Annotated in this window: 15 protein-coding genes; 12 read left to right on the top strand and 3 right to left on the bottom strand. The window is 65.0% G+C overall.

Going from position 1 to position 17,766, the window contains the following annotated elements:
* Window positions 1-100: 100 nt before the first annotated feature.
* Entirely contained in the window at window positions 101-229 is a 129-nt protein-coding gene (locus AC3FLX_RS02240) for a hypothetical protein (protein ID WP_488693453.1), read from the bottom strand.
* 223 nt (window positions 230-452) lie between these two features.
* Between AC3FLX_RS02240 and AC3FLX_RS02235 the strand changes: the two genes are divergently transcribed.
* Both AC3FLX_RS02235 and AC3FLX_RS02230 read left to right on the top strand, forming a co-directional pair.
* On the top strand, window positions 453-797 hold the full coding sequence (locus AC3FLX_RS02235) for a hypothetical protein (RefSeq protein WP_488693452.1): 345 nt from the start codon (window positions 453-455) through the stop codon (window positions 795-797).
* 126 nt (window positions 798-923) lie between these two features.
* The gene (locus AC3FLX_RS02230) at window positions 924-2,177 is read left to right on the top strand and encodes an Hsp70 family protein (RefSeq protein WP_488693450.1); all 1,254 of its coding nucleotides are present in this window, start codon (window positions 924-926) and stop codon (window positions 2,175-2,177) included.
* A 59-nt stretch (window positions 2,178-2,236) separates the two neighbouring features.
* Here the strand turns inward: AC3FLX_RS02230 and AC3FLX_RS02225 are convergent, their stop codons facing one another.
* Both AC3FLX_RS02225 and AC3FLX_RS02220 read right to left on the bottom strand, forming a co-directional pair.
* On the bottom strand, window positions 2,237-2,638 hold the full coding sequence (locus tag AC3FLX_RS02225) for a cupin domain-containing protein (protein WP_488693448.1): 402 nt from the start codon (window positions 2,636-2,638) through the stop codon (window positions 2,237-2,239).
* A 156-nt stretch (window positions 2,639-2,794) separates the two neighbouring features.
* Complete coding sequence (locus tag AC3FLX_RS02220; RefSeq protein ID WP_488693446.1) at window positions 2,795-3,454, bottom strand: response regulator transcription factor; 660 nt, start codon at window positions 3,452-3,454, stop codon at window positions 2,795-2,797.
* Window positions 3,455-3,720: 266 nt separating this feature from the next.
* Here AC3FLX_RS02220 and AC3FLX_RS02215 point away from each other — a divergent pair, with 266 nt between their 5' ends.
* From AC3FLX_RS02215 to AC3FLX_RS02170, 10 genes are all read left to right on the top strand, one after another.
* Window positions 3,721-3,942 (top strand): hypothetical protein, encoded by a 222-nt coding sequence (locus AC3FLX_RS02215; RefSeq protein ID WP_488693445.1) that lies wholly within the window; start codon window positions 3,721-3,723, stop codon window positions 3,940-3,942.
* A 187-nt stretch (window positions 3,943-4,129) separates the two neighbouring features.
* A complete protein-coding gene (locus AC3FLX_RS02210) occupies window positions 4,130-4,816 on the top strand; it encodes a hydrolase (RefSeq protein ID WP_488693443.1) in 687 nt (228 codons plus the stop codon).
* Between the two features lie 246 nt (window positions 4,817-5,062).
* Window positions 5,063-6,052 carry an alpha/beta fold hydrolase gene (locus AC3FLX_RS02205; protein ID WP_488693441.1) on the top strand — a complete coding sequence of 330 codons (990 nt, stop codon included), beginning with the start codon at window positions 5,063-5,065 and terminating at the stop codon, window positions 6,050-6,052.
* Window positions 6,053-6,147: 95 nt separating this feature from the next.
* On the top strand, window positions 6,148-8,019 hold the full coding sequence (locus AC3FLX_RS02200; RefSeq protein WP_488693440.1) for an amidohydrolase: 1,872 nt from the start codon (window positions 6,148-6,150) through the stop codon (window positions 8,017-8,019).
* Between the two features lie 49 nt (window positions 8,020-8,068).
* A complete protein-coding gene (locus tag AC3FLX_RS02195) occupies window positions 8,069-8,497 on the top strand; it encodes a DoxX family protein (RefSeq protein ID WP_488693438.1) in 429 nt (142 codons plus the stop codon).
* Window positions 8,494-10,107, top strand: a complete 1,614-nt coding sequence (locus AC3FLX_RS02190; RefSeq protein ID WP_488693436.1) for an MFS transporter — start codon at window positions 8,494-8,496, stop codon at window positions 10,105-10,107. The genes AC3FLX_RS02195 and AC3FLX_RS02190 overlap by 4 nt, the downstream gene beginning before the upstream one ends.
* Window positions 10,108-10,141: 34 nt before the next feature.
* The gene (locus AC3FLX_RS02185) at window positions 10,142-10,417 is read left to right on the top strand and encodes a XapX domain-containing protein (protein ID WP_488693434.1); all 276 of its coding nucleotides are present in this window, start codon (window positions 10,142-10,144) and stop codon (window positions 10,415-10,417) included.
* Window positions 10,404-11,498 (top strand): porin, encoded by a 1,095-nt coding sequence (locus AC3FLX_RS02180; protein ID WP_488693432.1) that lies wholly within the window; start codon window positions 10,404-10,406, stop codon window positions 11,496-11,498. Before AC3FLX_RS02185 ends, AC3FLX_RS02180 begins: the two co-directional genes overlap by 14 nt.
* Window positions 11,499-11,739: 241 nt before the next feature.
* Complete coding sequence (locus tag AC3FLX_RS02175) at window positions 11,740-12,120, top strand: response regulator transcription factor (protein WP_488693430.1); 381 nt, start codon at window positions 11,740-11,742, stop codon at window positions 12,118-12,120.
* Between the two features lie 29 nt (window positions 12,121-12,149).
* Window positions 12,150-17,651 carry an AAA family ATPase gene (locus AC3FLX_RS02170; RefSeq protein WP_488693429.1) on the top strand — a complete coding sequence of 1,834 codons (5,502 nt, stop codon included), beginning with the start codon at window positions 12,150-12,152 and terminating at the stop codon, window positions 17,649-17,651.
* Window positions 17,652-17,766 lie beyond the last annotated feature (115 nt).

Genomic DNA, 17,766 nt, shown 5'->3' with positions numbered 1-17,766 from the left:
GGCGTTCCGGCAAGGCTGCCGGAGCCGCGCCTGGCCCCGCGGGATCAGGCGGCGCGCCTACGCAAAAGGGGCCGTTGGCCGGCCCCTTGCACGTGTCGCGTTATGTGAGCAGGTTAAAGGTCAGCACGTTGAATGCCAAACCCAGTGCAATGGCGCCGCCCAGTGTCTCCAGCGCGGCCAGCGCAATCAGTTCGCGGAAAATGCGTGATTCGTCCTGCTTGGTCACCATGGTATTGTCTCCAGTCGGTTTTCCAAACGGCCAACCGGTGCGTTCGCATCGGCCGGTCACACTGCAACCTGCACCTTCAGTAGACTGCAACCCCGGTGTGGAGAACAGTTGGCACAAACCCGCATGGGGTGATCCCCGATGGTTTGCCACGTTGTCACGCTATGATTCACGCCCGCGCCCATGCCTGAAGGCCGGGCACCCCGCAGACCGACCAGCATCGTTGATGTCCAACGCCATTCGTTACTTCCGCAGCGGCACCGCAGCCGTTATCGCCACCGTCGCCTGCGCCGCGCATGCCAGCGACATCGCATGCGAAACGCCGGCCACGCGGGCCAGCCAGATCATTTGCGAGACCGCGCTGTTCTCTATGGGCTACCAGCGCATCTACGCCGATCAGCAACGCCTGCTCAAGGCCGGCGTGATCTCGCAGGCAGACATCGACGCCTTCCGCCGCCAGCGCGACGCCTGCGAGACCCCAAATTGCCTCGATACCGTGTTTTCCGCATGGCGGCAGCATTTGACGGATATCGGCGCCAGCCAGGCGCTGCGCGGGCGCCAGCCGAAGTAGCGTTTCGGCGGCACCTGGCGGGTTTCCACCCCGCGCCACGAAAACCCCTACAATAGCGGCCCGCGCAACGGCACTTTCATCCGCGCGCCGTCTGCTTTCTGCTGCACCTGAACCCCTGTATTCCCCATGACCACAAACGCTTGCGGCGTCGACTTCGGCACGTCGAATTCCACCGTTGGCTGGCTGCGTCCCGGCGCACCGACGCTGTTGCCGCTGGAAGACGGCAAGGCCACGCTGCCATCCGTGCTCTTCTTCCATGCCGAGGACCCGCTGGTCAGCTACGGCCGCGCGGCGCTTGCCGACTACCTGGCGGGCTACGAAGGCCGCATGATGCGCTCGATCAAGAGCCTGCTTGGCACGTCGATGATGGACGACAGCACCGAGGTCATGGGCCAGGCCATGCCATTCCGCAAGCTGCTGGCACATTTCATCGGCGAGCTGAAAGGCCGCGCGGAACGTGCCGCCGGCCGCGAATTCAACGCGGCGGTGCTCGGCCGTCCCGTGCATTTCATCGATGAAGACGCCGTGGCCGACCAGCTTGCCGAAGACACGCTGGCCGAAATCGCGCGCGATGCCGGCTTCCGCGACATCGCGTTCCAGTACGAACCGATTGCGGCGGCATTCGACTATGAGGCCGGCATCAGTGGCGAGGAACTGGTACTGGTGGCCGATATCGGCGGCGGTACGTCCGACTTTTCGCTGGTGCGCCTGTCACCGGAGCGCGCGAAGAAGCTGGATCGCCGCGAGGACATCCTTGCCAACGGCGGCGTGCATATCGGCGGCACGGATTTCGACCGCGCGCTGAGCCTGGCCAGCGTGATGCCGCTACTGGGCTTGAACAGCCAACTCCGCAATGGCAAGGCCATGCCGTCGGGCCAGTATTTCGATCTCGCGAGCTGGCACACGATCAACCTGGTCTACACGCGCAAGGCATGGTCGATCGTGATGGACAACTATCGCGATGCGGCCGAAACCGACAAGCTCGACCGGCTGATCCGGCTGATCAAGGACCGCGCCGGCCACTGGCTGGCCATTCAGGTGGAAGCGGCCAAGATCGCGCTGTCAGAGAACCCCCGGACCACGGTGGATCTGGCGCGCATCTCGCCTGACACCACGCTCGATATCACGCGAGACGACTTCGACCAGTCGATCGACAAGCTGGTGAGCAAGACGGCCAGCACGGTGCAAGACATGCTCAAGACAGCGGGCGTGCCCGCCGACAGCGTCGATACCATCCTGTTCACTGGTGGGTCCAGCAGCGTGCCGATGTTGCGCGAGCAACTGGCGCGGCTGCTGCCCGGTGCGCGGCGCGTGGAAGGCGACCTGTTCGGCGGCATCGGCTCCGGGCTGGCACTGGACGCGGCGCGCAAGTTCGGCTGAACCCGCACCACGCCCCGCCTTACCGACTTTCCGTCATACCGGCTGACCCGCTCAGCCGGTCACTTCTTCAGTTCCACCAGCGGCGCGCCTTTCCTGACGATATACGTCGCCAGCTCCGACGCCTTGCCGGAACCTACATTCCGGGCGGAATGCGCGACGCCGTCAGGAATGAAAAGCGCCTCACCGGCCTTGAGCGTGACCGGCGCGCGGCCTTCCAGCACGTATTCGAGCGAACCTTCCAGCACATAGGCGACTTCTTCGCCGGGGTGCTTGTGCGCCGGTGCGAACGCGCCCGGATCAAAGTCCACGCGCACCTGCACAGCCTCGTGACCAGGCACTGAAATCTGCTGCTGCACAAGATCCGTGCGGTGGATGCCAGGAGCCTGCGCGTGCGCGGCCTGCAGCTGCAATCCCGCACCAAGCATCAGCAAGGCGGCGGTCATCAGGCGAATCGGTTTCATGAGAACTCCTCCATACGGAATAATGTGGAGTCCTCATTTCACTGGCGCCGTGTATCGGCACCATATCGGCGATACGGGAATCTTGTCAGCGACTGTGCATGACCCACAGCCAGATACATTGGGATACGAAGCGCGGCGCTATTGCTATTGCTATTGCTATTGCTCGGCCTTGCAGAGGCCGATCTGCTGCGCCATCAGCACCAGGTCGGCAAACGTGCGCGCCTTCATCTTGCGCATGGCCTGGCCGCGATGGATCTTCACCGTGACCTCGCTGATACCAATCTCGCCGGCGATCTGCTTGTTGAGCAGGCCCGACACGGCCAGTCCCATGACCTCCGCTTCACGCGGCGTCAGCGTGGCGTAGTTGCCGCGAATATCCTCGACCTTGCGCAGGCCACGGCGGCGCAGGCGATCTTTCTCGATTGCGGCGGACACCGCATCGAGCAGGTCCTGATCGCGGATCGGCTTGGCCATGAAATCCTCGGCGCCCGCCTTCATGGCCGTCACCGTCATGGCGATGTCACCGTAGCCCGTCATGAAGATGATCGGGATATGCACGCCCATCTGACCCAGGCGGGTCTGCAGATCGAGGCCGCTCGGCCCGCGCAGACGGACGTCCAGCACCAGGCAGCAGGGCGTGTCGGGCAGCCGGTACTCCAGCAGCTCGGCGGCCGAACTGAACAGCGCCACCTCCATGCCCACGGATCGGAACAGGTTGCCAAGCCCGGCTCGCAGCATGGTGTCGTCGTCGACGATCAGCACCAGTGCGTCGGCATCGTCGCCAGTGCCGGCAGGTTCCCCGTTCTGCGATGTCACAACTCTGTTCTCCAAGGTGTTCAAAGGCTTAGGCTTGTTGCGGATACGTTTCATGGTGGCGGACGGCGGCGCGCCCCGGTCCGCCCCGCATTTCAGCACAGCGCGCACCGCTTAGCCACCCATACCATTGGGTGAGTGGACAGCGTCGTCGATTCGGCATGCAATGCGATGCCTGCCGCAGGCCGCCTCTCACTCATACCATGTGTGTATGGCAATACCGCAGGCTGACACCTAGGCTGCGCATGCGTATCACCACCATCGCCCTCATGCTTCAAGTCGCCCCCAATGGCGTTGCTCCGCGCCTGATGGCCCTCGCCTGTCCGGCGGTCCGCGCCGCCACCTCACGCTTTCCATCCAGCGCACGCGCACGCGCATCGCAGGTACGCATACAGGCGTCCGGCCTGGATTTCCGCTCGGTTCCGGCCAACCGCACCACGCAGCCGACGCCACCGCCCGCAACCACGGCGGCGTTGGCCAGCGACAGGTAATCCCAACTGGAGATCGCCTAATACGATGGGCCAATGGTTGCACAGGCCCGTGCCGTCTAGTCTTGCGTCGGGTTGCACCGTACCCATCCGCGGGTATCACGACTCCGATGCAACCAATGCGGGATGTCCCAGCACACGCTGAGCCGCCCGCGCTTCGCCCCAACCTTCGTTTCAAGGAATTTTCATCATGTCCAACCCGAAGCTCGAAGTGCTGACGCCGCAGAACAGCCAGCTGATCATCATTGACCACCAGCCCCAGATGGCCTTCGGCGTGCAGTCGATGGACCGCCAGGCACTGAAGAACAACGTGGTGGGCCTGGCCAAGGCCGCGAAGATCTTCAACGTGCCCACCACCATTACCACGGTGGAAAGCGAATCATTCTCGGGCTACACGTATCCTGAAATCCTCGATGTGTTCCCCGATGCCAAGACGCTCGAACGCACCTCGATGAACTCGTGGGACGACCAGAAAGTGCGTGACGCGCTGAAGGCGAACGGCCGCAAGAAGGTCGTCGTGGCCGGCCTGTGGACCGAGGTCTGCAACACCACGTTCGCGCTGTGCGCAATGCTGGAAGGCGATTACGAGATCTACATGGTGGCCGATGCCTCCGGCGGCACCAGCAAGGAAGCCCACGACTACGCCATGCAGCGCATGGTGCAGGCCGGCGTCGTGCCCGTGACCTGGCAACAGGTGCTGCTGGAATGGCAACGCGACTGGGCGCACCGCGACACGTATGACGCCGTGATGAAGCTCGTCAAGGAACACTCGGGCGCCTACGGCATGGGCGTGGACTACGCCTACACGATGGTGCACAAGGCCGCGCAGCGCACGGCCACGTCGCACGAGTCGATCGCCCCGGTGGCGGCGCGCTAAGGCACGGCAGCAAAGCCGATCGGCCCGTCGTGCCGCACGCCGGGCCGGCCAGCGCCAATCCGCCGCATTCGCACCGCTGATTCTTATTGAAATTTTTTGATCAATATATTCAGCACGAGTGCGGCAGAGACCGCATGACCGCCGCTAAAGTTCACTCCATCGCCAGCGCACAACGCCAGAGCCGCCGTAATGCGCCAGGCAGATAAATCAAACAAATTGAATACAACTTTTACGCAGGAGAATCTGATGTCGAAAGCCGCCCCCCAACAAAACGCTGAACAACACGACGCCTCGCGCCGCAAGCTGCTGGTCGGCAGCACCGTTGGCGCAGCCGCCGCCTCCGTGGCGTCGATGGCCGCCCTGACGCCCGCCGTCGCGGAAGCAGCGCCGGCCGCTGGCCGCCAGGGCAAGCAAGGCAGCTACGTGACGACCAAGGACGGCACGCGCATCTTCTACAAGGATTGGGGCAGTGGCCGTCCGGTCGTGTTCTCGCACGGCTGGCCGCTCGATGCCGACGCCTGGGATGCCCAGATGCTGTTCCTGGTGCAGAAGGGCTTTCGCGTGATCGCCCACGACCGCCGCGGACATGGCCGCTCGGACCAGCCGGCGCAGGGCAACGACATGAACACCTACGCCGATGACCTGGCCGCCGTGCTCGACGCGCTCGACATCAAGGGCGCCACGCTGGTGGGCCACTCCACCGGTGGCGGCGAAGTGGCACGCTACATCGGCCGTCATGGCACGAAGCGCGTGGCAAAGGCCGTGCTGATCGGCGCCGTGCCGCCGACGATGGCCAAGAGCGCCGCGTACCCGAACGGCCTGCCCCTGGAAGTATTCGACAACATCCGCAAGGGCGTTGCCGAGAACCGCTCGCAGTTCTACAAGGACCTGGCCGTGCCGTTCTTCGGTTTCAACCGCCCCAATGCCAAGGTTTCGCAAGGCACCATCGACGCATTCTGGGCGCAGGGCATGACCGGCGGCGTGCTGGGCCAGTACCTGTGCATCAAGGAGTTCTCGGAAGTGGACTACACCGAGGACCTGAAGAAGATCACGGTGCCCACGCTGATCCTGCATGGCGACGATGACCAGATCGTGCCGATCGACAACGCGGGCAAGCTGTCCGCCAAGATCGTCAAGAACGCTACGCTCAAGATCTATCCGGGCGCCTCGCATGGTATGTGCGTGATCAACGCCGACCAGGTCAACGCCGACCTGCTGGCCTTCCTGAACGCCTAACCCCCAAGCGCACAGACGCCATGTCAGTTACCCGCCGGCAATTCATCGCCTCGGCTGCCGCAATCGGCGCGGCAGCTTCTTCGGAGCTTTTCGCCATGTCACCGAACCCGACTCCCGATCTCATCCTCGTCAACGGCAAGTTCACGACCCTTGACAAGTCCAACCCGCAAGCTGATGCCGTCGCCATCCAGGACGGCCGCTTCATCAGCGTGGGCACACGCGACGAGATCATGAAGCTCGCGGCCGCAAAGACCAAGGTGATTGACCTGAATGGCCGGCGGGCCATTCCCGGGCTGATCGACAGCCACATGCACATCATCCGCGGTGGCCTGAACTACAACATGGAGCTGCGTTGGGACGGCGTGCGCTCGCTGGCCGACGCCATGCGCATGCTGAAAGACCAGGTCGCCCGCACGCCGGCTCCGCAATGGGTGCGCGTGGTTGGCGGCTTCACCGAACACCAGTTCATCGAAAAGCGTCTACCGACCATCGAGGAACTGAACGCGGTGGCGCCCGATACGCCCGTGTTCATCCTGCACCTGTACGACCGTGCGATTCTGAACGGCGCCGCACTGCGCGCCGTCGGCTACAACAAGGACACCCCGAACCCGCCGGGCGGCGAGATCATCCGCGACAAGGCTGGCAATCCCACCGGCCTGCTGCTGGCCAAGCCGAACGCGACGATCCTGTACGCCACGCTGGCCAAGGGTCCGAAGCTGCCGCCCGAGTACCAGAAGAACTCCACGCGCCACTTCATGCGCGAGGTGAACCGCCTGGGCGTGACCGGCGTGATCGATGCCGGCGGTGGCTACCAGAACTACCCCGATGACTACAACATCATCGAGGAGCTGCACAAGGAAGGCCAACTCACGGTGCGCCTGGCCTACAACCTGTTCACCCAGAAGCCCAAGGAAGAACTGGCCGACTTCAAAACCTGGACGTCGACCGTCAAGCCGGGCCAGGGCGACGACCTGTATCGCCACAACGGTGCCGGTGAAATGCTGGTCTACACCGCCGCCGACTTCGAGGACTTCCGCGTCGAACGCCCCGACATGCCGCCGTCAATGGAAGCCGACCTGGAACCGGTGATCCGCCTGCTGGCCGAAAAACGCTGGCCGTGGCGCCTGCATGCCACGTACGACGAGACCATCACCCGCGCGCTGAACGTCTACGAGAAGGTAGCCAAGGACGTGCCGTTCAACGGCCTGAACTGGTTCTTCGACCACGCCGAAACGATTTCCGACCGCAACATCGACCGCATCGCGGCACTGGGCGGCGGCATTGCCGTTCAGCACCGCATGGCCTACCAGGGCGAGTACTTCGTCGAGCGTTATGGCGCGAAGGCCGCCGAAGCCACGCCGCCGATCAAGAAGATGCTGGAAAAGGGCGTCAAGGTCGGCGCGGGCACCGATGCCACGCGCGTGGCCTCGTACAACCCGTGGGTGTCGCTGTACTGGCTGACCACCGGCAAGACCGTGGGCGGCATGTCGATGTATCCGCAAGCCAACCTGCTCGACCGCGAAACGGCACTGCGCCTGTGGACCGAAGCCAACACGTGGTTCTCGTCCGAGGAAGGCAAGAAGGGCCAGATCAAGGCGGGCCAGCTGGCTGACCTGGCCGTGCTGTCGGCCGACTACTTCGCCGTGCCGGGCGACGACATCCAGGACATCACGTCCGTGATGACGGTGCTGGACGGCAAGGTGGTCTATGGCGACAACGAGTTCGGCAAGCATTCGCCGGACATTCCGCCGGCCATGCCGGACTGGTCGCCGGCCCGTCATGGCAGCCAGTATCAGCCGCGCCCGACGGCCAAGGCAAAGCAGCTCGCGATGAACACCGCGTGCGGTTGCGCCAGTTCGTGCGGCGTGCATGGTCATGCTCACGCCAAGGCCTGGACATCGAGCGTGCCGACGTCCGACGAAAGCAGCTTCTGGGGCGCCCTCGGCTGCTCGTGCTGGGCGTTCTGACGCCGGCTGCATCTCGCCACCCGTACTGAACTGAAACCGGAGACCCGCCATGCATTCCTCGTCTTCTCCGCTGGCGGCAGCCGGCAATTCCTCCCACCTGCTGCCGCGCTGGGTGCACTGGATCGCCCTGCTGCTGCTTTGCGCGGCGTATCTGCAAGGCGGGTTGGTCAAGCTGTTCGACTTCTCCGGGGCGGTGGCCGAGATGCAGCACTTCGGCCTATCGCCGGCCGTGCCGCTGGCAGCGGCCACCATCGCGCTGGAACTGGTCGCCCCGGCCATGATCCTGTTCGGCGTGTACCGCTGGCTCGGCGCGCTGGCGCTTGCCGCGTTCACGCTGGCCGCCACGTTCATGGCCAACCGTTTCTGGAGCGCTCCGCCCGAAGCGCAGTTCATGCTGATGAATGCGTTCTTCGAGCACCTGGGCCTGGTGGGCGGGTTCCTGCTGGTGGCGTGGCATGACCTGCGGAGCCGGGCATGACGCAGGCCGCCGCAACCGGTGCGAAGCCTTCGGGTTCGTTCGCACCTCTCGCCCAGCCCACTTTCGCCGTCCTCTGGGTGGCGACGATCCTCGGCAATATCGGCAGCTTCATGCGCGACGTAGCCAGCGCGTGGCTGGCTACCGATCTGTCGTCATCGCCGGCGGCCGTGGCCATGATCCAGGCCGCCGCAACACTGCCGGTCTTCCTGCTCGCGATTCCGGCTGGCGTGCTGTCGGACATTCTTGACCGCCGCCGCTTCCTGATCGTGATCCAGATCGCGCTGGCCGCGGTCAGCGGCACGCTCGCATTCCTGTCGTGGCAGAACGGACTCACGATCGAAATCCTGATTGCACTGGCTTTTGCCGGTGGTATTGGCGCAGCGATGATGGGACCGACGTGGCAGTCGATCGTCCCCGAGCTGGTGCCACCCAGCACGCTGCGTTCGGCTGTGGCACTCAACGCGCTCGGCGTGAACATCGCACGCGCCATCGGGCCGGCCACGGGTGGCCTGCTGCTTGCCGCGTTCGGTGCGGCCGCCACCTACTGCGCCGACCTGCTCAGCTATATCTTTGTCATCGCCGCGCTGATCTGGTGGAAGCGCCCGGTGCAACCGAGTGATCCGCTGCGCGAACATTTCTTCAGCGCCTTCCGTGCCGGGCTGCGATTCACGCGCGCCCACAGCAAGCTCCATATCGTGCTGGTGCGCGCCGCCGTGCATTTCGCGTTCGGCAGCAGCGTATGGGCCTTGTTGCCGCTGGTAGCCAAGCAACTGCTGCACGGCGGAGCCGGACTCTATGGGGTGCTGCTCGGCGCCGTGGGTGCCGGTGCCATTCTTGGCGCGCTGACGATGCCGGCCCTGCAGAAGCGGCTCGACGGCGACGGCATGGTGCTGCTTTCCGCGATCGCCACCGCCGCCGTAATGGCCGCGCTCTCGTTTGCTCCGCCGGTATGGCTGGCGCTGCCGCTGCTGCTGATTCTTGGCGCGGCCTGGATCATGGCGCTCACCACGCTGGGCGGCGCGGCCCAGGCGATCCTGCCGAACTGGGTGCGGGGCCGCGCACTGGCCGTGTACCAGATGGTCTTTAATGGCGCACTGGCCGGCGGCAGCCTGCTCTGGGGTTTCGTCGCGCAGGCACTGGGCACGCCCACTGCGCTGCTGATTGCCGGCGTTGGCCTGGTCGTTGCCGCACTGTTGCTGAACCGTATGCGCCTGCCGCGCGGCGAGGAAGACCTTGGCCCCGCGCGCCACTGGCCCGAACCGGAAATGGCCGACGAGATTGCCCACGACCGCGGCCCGGTGATGATCCTGATCGAGTACTGCATTCCGCCCGCTAACCGCGATGCATTCCTGCGTGCCGTGCACCGGCTGTCGGAAGAACGCCTGCGCGACGGCGCCTTCAGCTGGGGCGTCATGGAAGACCCGGCCAACCCCGAACTGCTGACCGAGTGGTTCCTGGTCGAGTCGTGGGCGGAACATCTGCGCCAGCATCGGCGAGTACCTAATGCCGATGCCGACCTGCAGCGCGACGTGGCGGGTTTCCACGTCGCCAGCGAGCCGCCGCGCGTGCGGCATCTGCTTGGCGTCGGACTACCGTCCACGCCACGCTAACCCCCGATACGTATCTGCTTTCCGCGAGACCATCATGAAGATCTATCTTGTTTCCCTTGGCGCCGGCGTACTGGTCGGCATCATCTACGCACTGATGCAGGTCCGCTCCCCGGCGCCGCCCGCCGTGGCATTGATCGGCCTGCTCGGCATGCTGATCGGCGAACAGGTGGTGCCGCCGATCAAACGCATGATCGCGGGCGAGCCCGTAACCGTGGCGTGGTTCCATTCGGAATGCGTGCCCAAGATCACCGGTACGCCTGGCCCAACGCTGGCAGCGCGCGACGATGGGAAGGCAGATGCCACGCATTAAACGGTTCGCGCTGTCGGCCGCTCTGCTTGCACCGGTCTGCGCATCGGCCGCCAGCGGCGTCACCATCTACGGCCGTCTCAATACCGCCATCGAGTATTCGCGCGCCAGCACGGCCACCGACGGCACATCGCTCGGCAGCGTGGTACGCCAGACCAACTACCGGTCGGTCTGGGGCCTGCGCGGCGAGGAAGACCTCGGCGGGTCGCTGAAAGCGCTCTGGCAGATCGAAAGCAACCTGTCGATCGATAACGGCCAGGGCGGCATTGCCACGCGCAACTCGCGCATCGGTCTGCAAGGTGACTACGGCCTGCTGTTCATGGGCCACTGGCACACGCCATACACCGAGTCGACGATGGCGTACGACCCGTACTATCCGACCACGGCCGGCTACATGGCACTGATCGGCAACGGGTCCACGTCCAGTTCGGACAACGTGCAGGACACCAGTTCGTTCGACCGCCGGCAGAAGAACATCCTGCAGTACCGCTCGCCGCAGCTTGCGGGCGTCAGCGTATGGCTAGGTTGGGGGCTGCCCGAGGAAAAAACCACGGTGCCGCGCAATCCGGCGCTGTACTCGGCGGCCGTGGTCTACGACAAAGGCCCGCTCAATGCGACCTTCGCCTACGAGATCCATCAGCACTATCAGGCCGCTGGCCGCAACGACGACGCCCTGAAGCTCGGCATCGCGTACCAGCTGTTCCAGGGCACCCGGGTTTCCGCCGTGTACGAGCACCTTCACTACCGCACCGACACCGGCGACCTCCAGCGCAACGGCTACTACGCATCGCTCGTCCAGCAACTCGGGCCGGGCAGCGTCCGCGTGGGCTTCGCGCTGGCGGCCAACGGCACCGGGTCTTCCACCGACACGATCGGCTTTTTCCGCAGCGGCCCGGAGACAGGCGCCACGCAATTCACGATCGGGTACGACTATCCGCTGTCCAAGCGCACGGCACTGTTTGCCTACTACAGCCGCATCAACAACAAGAAGAACGCGATCTACGACTTCGCCATCAACGAGCTTGGCGTCAGTGCCGGCGCTGATCCGCAGACCTTTGCACTGGGCATGCGGCACAACTTCTGATCCGGATGCCACGCACGGGGCGTGACTAATACCTTGGTATGGGTTCGCTCCGATTCGTGGCGGCGGCGGCCTGAAGCGAATATCCTTGGCGGTTTCCGCGCGGAATGTGACATCAGTATGAGCGGGGGATGCTGGCGGCACGCCGGCAATACCACCGTATGATATGGAGCAACGGCCAGCGGGATTATGCTGTGAGACAAGCGGTGCCATGCCACCGTTGCCGACTACTCAAGGAATTCGTGTGACTGCCACCCCCGTGATTGCCATCGTCGATGACGACGCTTCCGTCCGGCATGCAATGGGCCGACTGGTGCGCTCCCTCGACATGGCCGCGGAACTCTACGGCGGCGGCCCGGAACTGCTGGAATCCCCGTCGATCGGCAGCATCGACTGCGTCATCACCGATGTGCAGATGCCGGTGATGAATGGCTTTGCGCTGTGCGACGCGCTACGCGCGCGCGGCTATCGAATGCCGGTGATCTTCATGACGGCCTTCGCTCAGGAAGGCTACGAACAGCGTGCCCGTGACGTCGGCGCTGCCTGTTTCCTGCACAAGCCGTTCCAGGATACGGCTATCATCCTCTGCATTGAAAACGCCCTGCAGCTTCGTTCCGGAGGTTAGGCATTGCCTGCCCGCCGGAGTCACGCATCATGCTCACCAACGATTCCGGCCTGCCAGGTGGCCTTGACCTCTCCGCGTATCGCTTCCAGCCGTTTATCCAGGATGGCGTCGTAGCGCTGTCGCGCGGGATACATGCGCAGACCGCAACCGCCGTGATGCTGGCACATGCCGCATCCCCTGGCGTGGAGTCCGATGCCGCGCGCCGCATCGAAACCGAATTCGCGCTGCGCGGACTGTTGCGCCCCGAATGGGCGCTCGTGCCGCGCGCAACGGCGCGCTACCGGAATGGCGTTGCGTCCGTCTATGACGACCATGTAGGCACGCCGTTGTTCTTGCTGTTGCGTGAGCGCCTGCCCGTGGCGCAAGTGCTGTCGATCGCGCTGGGTGCCAGCACCGCGCTGAAAGCCGTGCACGAATGCGGGCTGATCCATCGCGCGATTACGCCATGCAGCCTGTTCATCGACGACGCCAGGCGCTGCCGGATCGGCCGCTTCGGGTTCGCGGTCCATCAGTCGCAGCCGCAAGCAGACCAGCCACCGGTCATCACCATCGCCGGCGAGGCTCCGGCATATATGTCACCCGAGCATACGGGACGCACCCGTCATGCGATCGATGCGCGCAGCGACCTCTATTCGCTGGGCGTTATCCTCTATCAGTTGCTGACTGGCCAGTTGCCGCTCGGCGTCCGCAATCCGGACGACCTCGGCGAATGGATCCACGGCCACGTTGCTGGCATGCCGCCGCCGCCCGCTGCGATTGCGCCAGATGTGCCGGAGATGCTCTCGCGCATCGTGCTCAAGCTGCTGGAAAAGAGCCCGTCTCGCCGTTATCAATCCGCCGCGGGCCTGCACGCCGACCTGCAGAAGTGTGCCAACGACTGGCAGGCGCACGGCCGGATAGCGCTGTTCGAAGCGGGCGAGCGCGATCTCTCTGCCGATCTGACGCTACCCGATTGTCTCTATGCGCGCGACGCCGAACTCGGCCGCATAGACAAGGCACTGACCCGCGTATCCACCAGCACGACGCCCACCGTCGTGGCATTGACCGGTGCATCGGGCACAGGCAAGAGCGCGCTCATGCAGGCCTTCGTACAGATGCTGCGCGCGCGCAACGTGTTTTGCGCCATCGGCAAGGCAGACCAGTATCGCCAGGATGTTCCGTACGCGGTGCTGGCTGACGCATTCCACGCGCTGGTGCATCAGATTCTTGGCCTGCCGGAAGATGCGGTCCGCATGTGGCAGTTGCGCCTGATCCAGACGCTGGGCAGCTACGGACAGGTGGCCGCGCGTATTGCGCCGGCACTGCGGCTGCTCGTCGACGACTTTCCTCCGGCGCCGCCGGCACAGGGCGCGGATGCCGATGTCCATATAGCGCTGGCCATGCGCCAGTTGGTACAGGCATTCGCGCAACCGGATCTGCCATTCGTGCTGCTGATCGACGATATCCAGTGGCTGGACCAGCCCTCGCAGGCGCTGCTGGCATGGCTGACCGACGCCTCGGTGAAGCTGCCGCTGCTGATGGTCTGCAGCACGCGCACGCCCGACGCGCCGCCGCTGACCACGCTGCGCGAGCATGCCGCGGTGGAAGACATCGCCGTGGGCAACCTGTCCGTGGAATCCGTCGCCGCGCTGCTATCCGAAGCGTTGCACGCGCCCGACAACAGCCTGCAAGCACTGGCGCATCTGGTCCACATCAAGACGCTCGGCAATCCGTTCTTCGTCCGGCAGTTCCTGAAAACGCTGGCCGACGAGCGGCTGATCTACTGCGCAGCCAGCGGCGACAGCTGGCAATTCGATCTGATGGCCATCGAACAACGCGGCTACACCGACAACGTGGCCGAACTGAGCCTGCAGCGCCTGCATCGGCTGCCCGCCGAGACCCGCGCGCGGCTTGGCGGCATGGCCTGTCTGGGTAGCCGGTCCCCGATCGCGCTACTGTGCAGCACATTCGACATCAGTGAACGCGCGCTGCACGCGCAATTGGCACCCGCGCGTGCGGCGGGTCTCATCATGCTGATGGAGCAGGGCTACGTGTTCGCGCACGATCGCATCCAGGAAGCCGCGCATGACGAGCTCGATGCCGGCACGCGGGCGCGGATCTGCCTGCATGCCGGGCGTCTGCTGGCGCAGGCCGTGCGCGCCGATGCGCGCGACGACCTGCTATTTCGTGCCGCGGATCTACTGGTGCAGGGTCAGTCGCAGGAAACACGCCCTGCCGAAACACGCAGGATGTCCGCCCTCTTTCTCGATGCGGCAAGACGCGCGCGCAGCGCCGCGGCATATACGACGGCGCTGCGCTACGTGGAGAACGGCCTGCAGTGCGCGTGCAGATCCGATGTGCCATTGCCAGCCGCCGATGGACTCGCGTTCTCGCTGCTGGAGGAGCAGGCCAACCTCTGGTTCCTGCAAGGCCGCCTCGACGACGCGCTGGCGCTGGCTACCGAACTGCTCGAACGGCCGGCCGGCCCGCTGCGCCAGGCCGACGTGTACCGGCTCAAAATTGAAATCCACCAACGGCGGTCCGAGAACGCGCTGGCCGTGCAGCACGCTATCGACGGCTTGCAAGGATTTAGCATCGATCTGCAGCCACATCCGTCCGATGCCTTGTGCGACGCCCTGTACGCCGAGATCAAGCCCCTGCTCGATGCCTCCGGCGTCGAGGCATTGCTCGCGCTGCCCAAGGTAGCCGACACGCGGGCCGAGGCCGCGATGGGACTGCTGGCGGCGTTGCAGATTCCCGCGAGCTTCACCGACCAGAACCTGGCATTCGTGGGTCTGTGCCAGATGCTGCGACTCACGCTGGCACAGGGCATGAGCGCGCCGGCCACGGCATCGCTCGCCTGGCTTGGCGTGCTGGTTTGCCATCGCTATGAGGCCCATGCCGACGGCTTCCGCTACGGCGAGGTGGCACGCCGGCTGGCCAACCTGCACGGCTATGCCTCGCACGAAGCCCGCACCTTGCTGCCGCTGGACCAGCTAAGCGTCTGGACGCAACCGCTCTCCTATTCGATCGAGTGCGCGCGCGCCGGATTTGCCGCCGGCGTGGCGCACGGCGACGTGACCACGGCGTGCTATGCGTGCTGCCACATCGTGGCCAATATGCTGGCGCGCGGCGACACGCTCGATGACGTCGATGCCGAAATCGGGCGCGCGTTGCAGTTCGTGCGCGGCGCCCGTTTTGGCGACGTGGAAGCAATCCTGCTGCTACAGCAACGCTTCGTCGACGGGCTGCGCACGATTGCCTGGCAAGACACCGAGGAACGCGAACAACCGGCGGTGGAGCGACTCAGCACCTTCGAGTTCTGGCACGCGGTGTACGAGGCAACCTTGCACTACCTTGCCGGCCGGCTGGATCTGTCCGCGCAGTGCCTGGATCGCGCCGCTGCATTCGCGTGGTCCGCGCCCGCGCATATCCATCAACTCGATTTCCATCTGTTGCGCGCGCTGACCATCGCGTCGGCCCCCGGCGAGCCTGACGCTGCGGCGTGGCAGACCTTGCGTGCCGATGCCCGCAAGCTGCGCGGCTGGGCGCAGGCAAACCCGCATACGTTTGCCGACAAGGCCATGCTCGTGGAAGCGGAGCTGGCCCGTCTGGAAGGCGACGTCCTCACGGCCATGTCGCGGTACGAACAGGCCGCTGCCCATGCGGCGGCTCACGGCTTCGTGCACATCGCCGCCATCGCACACGAACGTGCGGGAGGACTCTGCGCCGCGCAAGGGCTGGCATCGGCCGCCGAGGCGCATCGCCGTCGTGCACGGGACGGCTATCGGCAATGGGGTGCGATCGGAAAGGCCCGGCAACTGGAGGATGCGCATCCGGAGATCGTCGATACCGCGACGCCCCGTACCTGGCACCTTGGCGCCAACGCGCAGACGCTCGATGCCGACAGCGTGATCCGCGCATCTCGCGCACTAAGCGAGGAGATCCGCCTGGACCGGCTCGTCGACAAGCTGATGACGGTCGTCCTTGAATATGCTGGCGCCCAGCGTGGCCTGCTGATCCGCATACGGCCGGAAGGGCCGATCATCGAAGCGTGCGCCGACACCACCGCCGATGGCATCCATGTGCAGCTGACCTACGATCCGGTCACGGCCAATGCGTTGCCGGCGACGATGTTCCACACGTCGGTTCGCACCGGACAGGCGGCGGTGATCGGCACAATGGGCGCCAATCCGTTCGCAATCGATCCGTATTTTGCGCAGCTTGCCGAAGGGGTCGGCGTGTCGGCGCTCTGCATTCCAATGCTGCGCCACAACGAGGCCATCGGCGCGCTCTATCTCGAAAATCGCCTGATCCATGACGCGTTCTCGCTGGACCGCACGCGCGTGCTGGAACTGATTGCGTCGCAGGCAGCCATTTCGCTGCGCACCGCGCGCCTGTATGACGACCTGCTTGCCGAGAACGAACGCCGCCAGCAGGTCGAGCGCGAGTTGCGGGCCAGCGAAGCGTCACTGGCAATGGGCGAGAGCGTGAGCCACACCGGAAGCTGGCGCTGGGACCTGCGGCGCAACCGCTTCACGTTTTCCGAGGAATTGCGGCGCATCTACGAACTCGACGGCGATCAGCGCGAGCTGCCGTTCGAGGTGTTCCTGTCGCATATGCACCCGGAAGACCGCGACATGGTGCGCCAGGTCACCGAGACGCATGTCGCGCGGCAGGCCACGATTCGCGTGGAGCATCGCATCGTGCGCGCCGACGGATCGATTCGTTACCTGGCCGCCATCGGCAAGCCGCTGCCCGGCGACGACGGCACACTCGACTACGTGGGAACGGTCACCGATATCACCGCACGGCGCGAGGCCGAGGATGCGCTGCGCAGCGCGCAATCCGATCTGGCCCGCGTCGCGCGCGCGACCACGGTGGGCCAGCTGACGGCGTCGATTGCGCATGAAGTCAATCAGCCGCTGATGTCGATCGTCTCGAACGCCGGCGCCAGCCTGCGTTGGCTTGCGCGTGCCACGCCCGATATCGCCAACGCGCGCGAGGGTCTTGAGGCCATCCGCAGCGAGGGGCAACGCGCGGGCGACATGATCCGCAGCCTGCAGGCGCTGACACGCAATGCGGCACCGGTACTGGCGCAGGTGGATATCCATCGGGCCATCCGCCTCATCCTCGCCATTTCCCGCAACGAGATCGAGCGCCGCCAGATTGCGCTGAAGCTGTCGCTGGAGGCCGAGCCGCCCACTGCGTTCGGTGACGATATCCAGTTGCAGCAGGTGATCCTGAACCTGGTTGTCAACGCCATCGATGCAATGAGCGAGATCCAGGACCGGACCCGCGTGCTGCATATCGCAACGCGCATCGTCGATGGCACGTCGCTCGAAGTGAGCGTGGCCGACACCGGCACCGGTATCGGCCAGGAGCTTGCCGAGCAGGTTTTCGAGCCGTTCTACACCACCAAGGTCAACGGCATGGGAATGGGGCTGGCCATCTGCAAATCGATCATCGAGGCGCATAAGGGCCAGTTGCGCGCCGAGGCACTGGTGCCGCACGGCAGCCGCTTTGCATTCTCGATTCCGCTGGACGGTTAGCGCGCCCAACGTGCGAATCCGGAAGGGCCTGCACGCAGTTGGAATGCTGGCGGATCGGGGCGCCATAGGCTAGGTTGAATCATTCACCGCCTGGCCTATCCGACAGGCACCTCTT

It is taken from the genome of Cupriavidus sp. 291-E7, assembly GCF_057798835.1.
The sequence above is the reverse complement of the archived record's forward strand: the minus strand, read 5'-3'. Positions and strand labels throughout refer to the sequence as shown.